Source organism: Arthrobacter sp. 05L45_2, from assembly GCF_056397525.1.
In genome coordinates, this window is the sequence record NZ_JBFTNO010000202.1 from 1 (window position 1) to 9,360 (window position 9,360).

Below are 9,360 nucleotides of genomic sequence, written 5' to 3' on the forward strand. Positions count from 1 at the left end.
GGCTACGGCCTTCCGCCGGAGCGCCTCTGGGTGACGGTGTACGAAGAGGACGACGAAGCCAAGGAGCTTTGGCTCAAGAACACCGGCGTGCCCGCCGAACGCATCCAGCGGATGGGCAAGGCCGACAACTACTGGTCCACCGGCCAGCCGGGCCCGGCAGGCCCCTGCTCCGAGATCTACTACGACCGCGGCCCCGCCTACGGCATCGAAGGCGGCCCGCTGGCCGACGAGACCCGCTACATCGAGATCTGGAACCTCGTGTTCATGCAGTACCAGATTGACAATGTGCGCTCCAAGGTCGACTTCGACATCACCGGCGAGCTCCCCAAGAAGAACATCGACACCGGCCTCGGCATGGAGCGCCTCGCGATGATCCTGCAGGGCGTCGAGAACATGTACGAAACAGACCAGGTCCGCCCGGTTATCGACAAAGCCGCCGCTCTCTCCGGCAAGGAATACACCTCCGCCGAGACCGCGGAAGACCCGCACCACACGGACGACGTCCGGATGCGCGTGGTCGCCGACCACATCCGGTCCGCCCTGATGCTGATTGCCGACGGCGTAACACCCTCCAATGAGGGCCGCGGCTACGTGCTGCGCCGCCTGATCCGCCGGGCCGTGCGCTCCATGCGCCTGCTGGGCGTCGAAAAGGCGTGCCTGCCCGACCTGCTGCCCGCATCCCGGGACGCCATGAAGGGCGTCTACCCGATCGTCGAGACCGACTTCGACCGGATCAGCCGGATCGCCTACGCCGAGGAAAAGGCGTTCCTGCGCACCATCGCCTCCGGCACCGCCCGCCTCGAGGACGCCGTGAAGGAGTCCAAGGCCGCGGGCCAGCCGCTCTCCGGCGCCGACGCCTTCGCCCTGCACGACACCTACGGCTTCCCGATCGACCTCACCCTGGAAATGGCCGAGGAAGCGGGCCTCAAGGTCGACGAGCCCGAGTTCCGCAAACTGATGCTGGAACAGCGCCAGCGCGCCCAGGCCGACGCCAAGGGCAAGAAGGGCGCCCACGCCGACCTCAGCGCGTTCCAGGAACTCCTGGCCGCCGGCGAGACCGTCTTCACCGGCTACACCGAGCTCGCCGGCGAGTCGAAGGTCCGCGGCATCCTGGCCGGCGGCCGCAAGGTCTCGCAGGCCTCCACCGGTGACGAAATCGAACTGGTCCTGGCCGAAACGCCGTTCTACGCCGAGGCCGGCGGCCAGGCCGCCGACACCGGGCTCATCACCGGCGACGGGTTCGTCGTCGAGGTCCTGGACGTCCAGCGGCCCATCAAGGGACTCAGCGTGCACAAGGCGATCGTCCGTGAAGGCGAAATCGGGGCCGACGCCATGGTCCAGGCCGCCGTCGACCGGGAACGCCGCCACGCCGCCGAACAGGCCCACACCGGCACGCACATYGTGCAYGCSGCCCTGCACCAGATCCTCGGGCCGGAAGCCCTGCAGCGCGGATCCTTCAACAAGGCCGGATACCTCCGCTTCGACTTCTCCTGGGGTGAAGGCCTCAGCGCCGCCACGCGCTCCGAGATCGAGGAAGTCTCCAACATCGCCATCCGGAACAACTTCCAGGTCCAGACCAAGGTCATGGGACTCGCGGAAGCCAAGGCGCTGGGCGCCATGGCACTGTTCGGCGAGAACTACGGCAACGAAGTCCGTGTTGTGGAGATCGACGGCGCCTGGTCCCGCGAGCTGTGCGGCGGCACGCACGTCTCCAACACCTCCCTCATCGGCAGCCTCTCCCTGTTGGGCGAGCAGTCCGTCGGTTCGGGAAACCGCCGTGTGGAGGCCTTCGTCGGCATGGACGCGTTCCGGCACCTCGCGGCCGAACGCGCCCTGGTCACTGAACTGACGGAAATGCTCAAGGTTCCGTCCGGCCTGCTCACCGAGCGCATCGCAAGCACCCTGACCAAGCTCAAGACGGCTGAAAAGGAACTGGAGCGGCTGCGCAAGGAGCAGCTGTCGGCCGCGGCCGCACAGCTGGTCGGCACCGCCAAGGACGCTGCCGGCGTGAAGGTTATTGCCCACGACGCCGGCATGGTCAGCGGCGCCGATGACCTCCGCGGACTGGCGCTGGACCTCCGGACCCGCCTCGGGTCCGAGCCCGCCGCCGTCGCCGTCGCCGGCGTCAGCAACGACCGCCCGGTCATCCTGATCGCCACCAACGAAGCAGCACGGGCCGCCGGGGTTAAGGCCGGTGCGCTGGTGCGCCTCGCTGCCGGCATCCTCGGCGGCGGCGGCGGTGGCAAGGACGACGTCGCCCAGGGCGGCGGCACGGACGCAGCCAAGGTCGGCACGGCCCTCACCGCCGTCGTGGACGCCATCACCCGGCGCTAGCACGGAACAACGGATGACTGAATCGGCCATACCCCGCGGCTACCCCCGGGGCGTGAAACTCGGGGTAGACGTCGGTACCGTGCGCGTGGGCGTGGCGGTGTGCGACCGGGACGGGATCCTCGCCACTCCGCTGCGTACCCTGACCCGCAACGTGAAGAAGAACACTGATGTGGGAATTCTCGCAAAGCTGGCCGGGGAGCTCGAGGCGGTCGAAATCTTCGTTGGTTTGCCGCGCACCATGAAAGGTGAAGAGCACGCTTCCGCACGAATGGCCACCGAGTATGCAAAGCTACTCGTCGGGAAACTATCCGAGGCCGGTTCCGACGTGCCAGTGAGGCTGGTTGACGAACGGCTGACCACGGTGACAGCCCACCGCAACCTGCACCAAGCTGGCATGAGCAGCAAGGACCACCGTAAAGTAGTTGATCAGGTCGCCGCCGCAGCCATTCTGCAGCACRCGATCGATATGCAAAAGGCCAGGGGAACGGAAGTGGGAAGCCGCGTCAGCGCGGACCTGCCGCCGGGGCCACCCGGCGGCGGCGCTCAGGCCGCCCCGGCAGTACAAACGCATTCTGCACAACGCATTCTGCCCAAACTGGAAGGCTACAGTGAGCCCGGTCAATAATGACGACTCCTCTGGTGATGCCAATAATGGCGCTGGCCGTCCGCTGACGCGTAAAGAGATCCGTGCCCAGGAGAAGTTCCTGGCGACACAGGGTCACGATGTCATCCCGCCCCAGGCTTTCGAGACCGAGTCCGAAGCTTCGGCAGAGCAGCCCGACGCTCCCCGCGAAGCTGCCGCCCCGGACCTTCCCGTCGCAGAGCCGACCGTGCACGAACCGGTTCGCGAGGACCCCGCTGAGCCCACCCGTGAGGATCCCGCGCCCCAGGAACGGGTTCACCACGAGCCCGTTGCCGAGGAGCCGGTTCACCACGAGCCCGTTGCCGAGGAGCCGGTTCACCACGAGCCCGTTGCCCAGGAACCCGTGCACCACGAGCCGGTTCACCACGAGCCCGTTGCCGAGGACCCCGTTTATGAGGAACCGGTCCACGAGCCCGTCCACAACTACGCCGCCGGTATGTCCCGCGAGGAAACCCTGCGCCGTGCCGACGAACTGCAGTACGGCCACAGCGCCCACCACGAGGCAGATTACGATCCCGCCTACGCGGGCCACCACGAGGACGACCCCCACGGCTACGACGAGGAGCCGGGCCACGGCCTGATGGCCGGGGCCGCCGGCATTCCCACCGCGAAGGGCCCCTCCAAGAAGGTCCGCCGGCGCCGCCGCTTCTCAAACCCCTTCTCGGTGGAAACGCCGCAGCAGACTATCCTGGCCCCGGCACCGGCTCCGTGACCATCACCGTGCCGCCAGGCGCCGGGCCCCGGTCCGTGGCCGCGGACCTCGAATCCAAGAAGGTCATCGCCAACGCCGACTCATTCGTCAAGCAGTTCGCGTCCTCCGGGGGAGCGCTAAGCCCCGGCACCTTCACGCTGCGGCAGGAAATGAACAACGCCGACGCCGTCGCGATCCTGCTGAACAAGGGCGCCGACAAGGTGATGTACTTTGCCCTGAGCGCCGGCCTGAGGATCAACGAATCGCTGCAGGCCATCTCCGACGGCACAGGTATTTCGGTGCCGGAACTGAAGGCACTGAGCGATAACCCGAAGCAGTTCGGCGTCCCTGCCAAGGCCAAGAACCTCGAGGGATTCCTGTTCCCGGGTGAATACCGCTTCCCGATCGGGACCTCCGCCAAGGACATCCTGAAGAAACTCAGCGGCARCGCACTCGACGAGCTCAAGGCCCAAGGCGTCACCGACCCGAACAAGCAGTACGACGTCGTGACGGTCGCCAGCATTGTGCAGGCCGAGGGTGGCCAGGCCGAGTACGGGGACGTGGCAGGTGCCATCTACAACCGGCTGAAGCCGAACAACACCGAGACCAACGGACTCATCCAGTCGGACGCCACGGTGACCTACGGCCTGGGCATCCGCAGCTTCCATATCGACGAGGCCCAGAAGGCCGACAAGTCCAACAAGTACAACACGTACGCCAATGTTGGCCTCCCGGCCGGTCCCATTGGCTCGCCGGGCAAGCGCGCCCTCGACGCGGCCGCCAAACCCAAGAGCAACGACTACCTGTACTGGGTCACCATCAACCTGGACACCAAGGAGACCAAGTTCTCCAAGACCCTGGCCGAGCACAACGGCTACGTCGCCAAGTACAACGCGTGGTGCGAGGCCAACCCGGGCCGTTGCGTGTGACGCTGCGGGCCGCCGTCCTCGGTCATCCCATCAGCCACTCGAAGTCCCCGGCGCTGCACCGCGCCGCCTACGCGCAGCTCGGCGTCGCGATGGACTACGACGCCATTGATGTCACCGTCGACGCCCTGCCCGCCTTTATGGCTGGTGTCCGGGCCGACGGCGGCTGGCGCGGACTGTCCGTCACCATGCCGCTGAAGGCTGCCATGGCCGCGGAGGTGGACGAAGTCCGCGGCGTGGCCCGGGACCTCGGGGTCATCAACACCGTCGCGTTCGAGCGGGCACAGCCGGCCACCGGCGCGCCGGCCCGGCTGGTGGGCTACAACACGGACGTCGCGGGAATCGTGAACGCCCTGCGCTACGCCGGGGCCAGCCGTGAGCCCACCGCCGTCATCCTGGGCGGCGGCGGAACAGCGGCGGCCGCAGTGGCGGCCCTGAAGGAACTCGGTGCCCCCGCCGCCACGGTCTACGTCCGGGACGTCGGCCGCGCCGCCGAAGCCCGGACAGCGGCGGCCGCCGTCGGACTGTCCCTGACGGTCCTGCCCCTGGAGATGGCCGCACCGGCCGTCGCGGCCGCCGACGTCGTCATCTCCACCCTCCCYCCGCGGGCAGCCGACGGGCTGGCGGAACAGCTGGCCACCCTGCCCGCCGGAGCCGCAGCAACCGGCGTGCTCCTCGACGTGGCCTACGAGCCCTGGCCCAGCCGGATCGCCGCGGCCTGGGCGGCCCGGGGCGGCAGTGTGGTGCCCGGGCTGGAAATGCTGCTGTACCAGGCCATCGAACAGGTACGCCACTTCAGCGGCCTCGGCGGCCCCGTCCCGGCCGAAGTCATAGATGTGATGTGTGACGCAGTCGGGGCTCCTCGACGGGTGTTCTAAGTGCCTTGCATGGCAGGATGGATTTTATGTTGCGTTGGTTGACTGCCGGAGAATCCCATGGCCCGGCCCTGGTCGGAATTATCGAAGGCGTCCCCGCCGGTGTGGAGCTCACCAGCGACCGGATCGTCGAGGCACTTGCCCGGCGGCGCCTTGGATACGGCCGCGGCGCCCGGATGAAGTTCGAACAGGACACGGTCTCAGTGCTCGGCGGTGTCCGCCACGGAACCACGCAGGGCGGCCCCGTCGCCATCCAGGTGGGCAACACCGAATGGCCCAAGTGGGAACAGATTATGTCCGCTGACCCCGTGGATCCGGAAGTCCTCGCCGATCAGGCCCGCAACGCGCCCCTGACCCGGCCACGGCCCGGCCACGCCGATTTCACCGGCATGCAGAAGTACGGCTTCGATGAGGCACGGCCCGTCCTGGAACGCGCCAGCGCCCGGGAAACCGCAACCCGGGTGGCCCTCGGCGCCGTCGCCGCCGCCTTCCTGCAGCAGCTCGGCATCGAGCTGGTCTCGCACACCGTCTCGATCGCCAACGTTTCCGTTCCCGAGGGACGGCCCCTGCCGGTGCCCTCGAACGTACTGGCGCTCGACGCCGATCCGCTGCGCTGCTTCGACCGCGAAACGTCCGACGCGATGGTGGCCGAGGTGGACGCTGCCCACAAGGAGGGCGAAACCCTTGGCGGCGTCGTCGAAGTCCTCGCCTACGGCCTCCCGCCGGGACTGGGCAGTTACGTGCACTGGGACCGCCGCCTCGATTCGCGCCTCGCCGCGGCCCTGATGGGTATCCAGGCGATCAAGGGCGTTGAAGTCGGCGACGGCTTCCTCACAGCGGCGCGCCGCGGCTCCGCAGCCCACGATGAAATCGTGAAGGATGCCGACGGCCGGATCATCCGCACCTCCAACCGGGCCGGCGGCATCGAGGGCGGCATGAGCATTGGCGACGTGCTCCGGGTCCGTGCCGCGATGAAGCCCATCGCGACGGTGCCCCGTGCGCTCAAGACCGTTGACGTGAAGACCGGAGAAGCCGCCAAGGCCCACCACCAGCGCTCGGACGTCTGTGCGGTCCCGGCCGCGGGCGTGGTGGCCGAGGCCATGGTGGCTTTGGTGCTTGCCGAAGCGGTCACGGAAAAATTCGGCGGCGACTCCGTGCAGGAGACCGCCCGCAACATCAAGGGCTACCTGGACAACATCCCGGCGTCCCTGGACTCGATCGGGCACTAGTGCCGCCTCGTAATCCACGCAAAGGACAGGACCGCCCGGTCGCACTGATCGGCCCGATGGCGGTGGGGAAGTCGGCCATCGGCCAGCAGCTTGCCCTCCAGCTCGGCGCACCGTTTGTTGACACCGACGCCGAAGTCGTCGCCCAGCACGGGAGCATCGCGGACATCTTCGCCGGCCAGGGCGAATGCGCGTTCCGCGAACTGGAGGCCAGGGCCGTCGCCCAGGCCATCGAAAACGCGGCTGGCAGCAACACCGTCATCTCCCTCGGCGGGGGTGCCGTACTGGACTCGGGGACCCAGCARCTGCTCGCCAGCTGCACCGTGGTCTACCTCGAATGCGACGCCGCCACCGTGTCCGAAAGGATCGCCCGGAACTCCGGGCGGCCGCTATTGGCCGGCGACGCATTGGAACGCTGGCGGGCCCTGTTCGCCACCCGGCAGCCGGTGTACGAACGGCTCGCCGACCTGACACTCGACGTCCGCACCGGGTCCGTCCAGGACCTCGCGCGCCGGCTTGAAGATGCGCTGGAGCAGTTTACCGACGCCAGTACCGCGGAAACTCCGGCGCCAGCAGCGACTAGGAAAGTTGAAAAGTGAACACCGAATCAACAGTCATTAAAGTCACCGGCACCACTCCGGGGGAAAACTACGACGTCGTCGTCGGTCGGGGCCTGCTGGCCAGCCTCCCTGGACTGCTGGGGGAGCGCGTCCAGCGTGTCCTCGTCATTCACCCGCGGGCGCTCCGGCTGACCGGCGACACCGTCCGTGAGGAGCTGGCCGCCGCCGGCTTCACCGCGCTGACCGCTGAAATCCCGGACGCCGAAGAGGGCAAACACATCGAGGTGGCCTCCTTCTGCTGGCAGGTCCTGGGCCAGAATGACTTCACCCGGTCGGACGCAATCGTCGCCGTCGGCGGGGGAGCGGTGACCGACCTCGCCGGTTTCGTCGCCGCCACCTGGCTGCGCGGAGTCAAGGTCATCCACATGCCCACCAGCCTTCTCGGCATGGTGGACGCCGCCGTCGGCGGGAAAACCGGCATCAACACCGCAGAAGGCAAAAACCTGGTGGGCGCCTTCCACCCGCCGGCCGGGGTCCTCGCGGACCTCGACACCCTGGACACGCTGCCGAAGAACGAGATCATCTCCGGCATGGCCGAGGTCATCAAATGCGGGTTCATTGCCGATCCCGCCATCCTCGACCTGATCGAGAAGGACCCGGCGGCGGTCTCCGATCCCCGCTCCGATGTCCTCCGGGAACTGATCGAACGGGCCATCACGGTCAAGGCCCGGGTGGTCTCCGAGGACCTGAAAGAAACCGGGCAGCGCGAGATCCTGAACTACGGCCACACCCTGGGGCACGCGATCGAACTGGCCGAACGCTACTCGTGGCGCCACGGGGCCGCCGTCTCGGTGGGCATGATGTTCGCCGCGGAGCTCGCCCGCAGCGTGGGACGCCTCAGCGACGCCGACGCCGACAGGCACCGCACCATCCTCGAGAGCCTCGGCCTGCCCATCACCTACCGGCGTGACCGCTGGCAGGCGCTGCTCGACGGAATGCGGCGGGACAAAAAGTCCCGCGGCGACCTGCTGCGCTTCGTTGTGCTCGACGGCGTCGGCCGCCCCGGCATCCTCGACGTGCCGGACACCTCGCTGCTTTTCGCGGCCTACCAGGAAATCGCGTCCTGATGATCAGCGACAACGGCGGCACCACCGAATGGCCCGACGGCGGGTTCCCCGGCATCCGGATCAACCCTGAAACACTGATGCCGCAGGTGGTCAACGAGGACGCGTGCGCCGAAGCCCTGGCCCGGTCCACGGACCCGACGGACCTGATCTTCGTCCGCCTGGTTGAGGGGCACCCGGGCGAGGCCGCGGAGCTGCTGGCAGAGGCGCGGTACAAGGACCCGGACTCCTTCCGGCTCCGGATGTTCGAGGCCGAGGTCCTGCGCGTTTCGCACCGCTTCGACCGCGCCGTTGAGCTCTACCGGCAACTGCTTCCGGAAGCCCAGGGGACCCCGGAGGAGGCCGTCGTCCGGCAGCACCTGGGCCGTTCGCACTTCGCAGCCGGCCACGCCGCCGCCGCCGTCGAGTCCTTCGCCAGAGCGCTCGACCTGCGGGTGGCGGGCTCAGCGGACGCGGCCCTGATCTACTCCTCGACGGTGGCGCTGCAGCGGGCCCGGGACGTGCTCGACCTGGYCTGCTAGGGGACCGTACGGCAGCCTGCCGGCAAAACCGGTAGAATGGTTTTTGGATTTTTGATAAATACGCGCTGGCGGGCCGATTGGCGTGCCCGCCYGGCATAGGCGGCTGGTGGCTAGAACCAGTCCACGAAGAAACCTGAGGATACTGTGGCAACCACGAACGACATCAAGAACGGAACCGTGCTCAAGCTCGAGGGCCAGCTGTGGAACATCATCGAGTTCCAGCACGTCAAGCCCGGCAAGGGTGGCGCGTTCGTCCGCACCAAGATGCGCAACGTGATGTCCGGCAAGGTCGTCGACAAGACCTTCAACGCCGGACTCAAGATTGAGACCGCAACGGTTGACCGCCGCGACTACCAGTACCTGTACCAGGACGGCGCCGACTTCGTGTTCATGGACACCTCGGACTTCGACCAGCTCACTGTTTCCGCCGCGACCGTGGGCGATGCCACCAACTTCATGC

9 protein-coding genes and 1 pseudogene are annotated in these 9,360 nt (G+C 67.7%); all 10 read left to right on the plus strand.

The window, feature by feature from the left end; all coding sequences use genetic code 11:
* A partial coding sequence (alaS, locus tag AC1DHD_RS13540) for an alanine--tRNA ligase (RefSeq protein WP_476880213.1) occupies positions 1–2,334 on the plus strand: 2,334 nt, incomplete at its 5' end.
* 13 nt (positions 2,335–2,347) lie between these two features.
* Entirely contained in the window at positions 2,348–2,959 is a 612-nt protein-coding gene (gene ruvX, locus AC1DHD_RS13545; RefSeq protein ID WP_476880214.1) for a Holliday junction resolvase RuvX, read from the plus strand.
* Positions 2,943–3,689: a hypothetical protein gene (locus AC1DHD_RS13550; RefSeq protein WP_476880215.1), complete on the plus strand. Its 747-nt coding sequence runs from the start codon at positions 2,943–2,945 to the stop codon at positions 3,687–3,689. Before ruvX ends, AC1DHD_RS13550 begins: the two co-directional genes overlap by 17 nt.
* Positions 3,686–4,597 (plus strand): endolytic transglycosylase MltG, encoded by a 912-nt coding sequence (mltG, locus tag AC1DHD_RS13555; protein ID WP_476880216.1) that lies wholly within the window; start codon positions 3,686–3,688, stop codon positions 4,595–4,597. The genes AC1DHD_RS13550 and mltG overlap by 4 nt, the downstream gene beginning before the upstream one ends.
* Positions 4,594–5,472 carry a shikimate dehydrogenase gene (locus tag AC1DHD_RS13560; RefSeq protein ID WP_476880217.1) on the plus strand — a complete coding sequence of 293 codons (879 nt, stop codon included), beginning with the start codon at positions 4,594–4,596 and terminating at the stop codon, positions 5,470–5,472. The genes mltG and AC1DHD_RS13560 overlap by 4 nt, the downstream gene beginning before the upstream one ends.
* Before the next feature lie 26 nt (positions 5,473–5,498).
* Complete coding sequence (aroC, locus tag AC1DHD_RS13565; RefSeq protein ID WP_476880218.1) at positions 5,499–6,698, plus strand: chorismate synthase; 1,200 nt, start codon at positions 5,499–5,501, stop codon at positions 6,696–6,698.
* 56 nt (positions 6,699–6,754) lie between these two features.
* Positions 6,755–7,294 (plus strand): shikimate kinase, encoded by a 540-nt coding sequence (locus tag AC1DHD_RS13570; protein ID WP_476880219.1) that lies wholly within the window; start codon positions 6,755–6,757, stop codon positions 7,292–7,294.
* Positions 7,291–8,382, plus strand: a complete 1,092-nt coding sequence (aroB, locus tag AC1DHD_RS13575; RefSeq protein WP_476880220.1) for a 3-dehydroquinate synthase — start codon at positions 7,291–7,293, stop codon at positions 8,380–8,382. The genes AC1DHD_RS13570 and aroB overlap by 4 nt, the downstream gene beginning before the upstream one ends.
* Positions 8,382–8,900 (plus strand): tetratricopeptide repeat protein, encoded by a 519-nt coding sequence (locus tag AC1DHD_RS13580; RefSeq protein WP_476880221.1) that lies wholly within the window; start codon positions 8,382–8,384, stop codon positions 8,898–8,900. Before aroB ends, AC1DHD_RS13580 begins: the two co-directional genes overlap by 1 nt.
* A 144-nt stretch (positions 8,901–9,044) precedes the next feature.
* Positions 9,045–9,360 (plus strand): annotated as a pseudogene (locus AC1DHD_RS13585) (elongation factor P); the annotation flags it as partial.

Excerpts from the sequence above, each read along its gene's own strand:
- aroC (WP_476880218.1), top strand. The coding sequence starts at position 5,499 with ATGTTGCGTTGGTTGACTGCCGGAGAATCCCATGGCCCGGCCCTGGTC.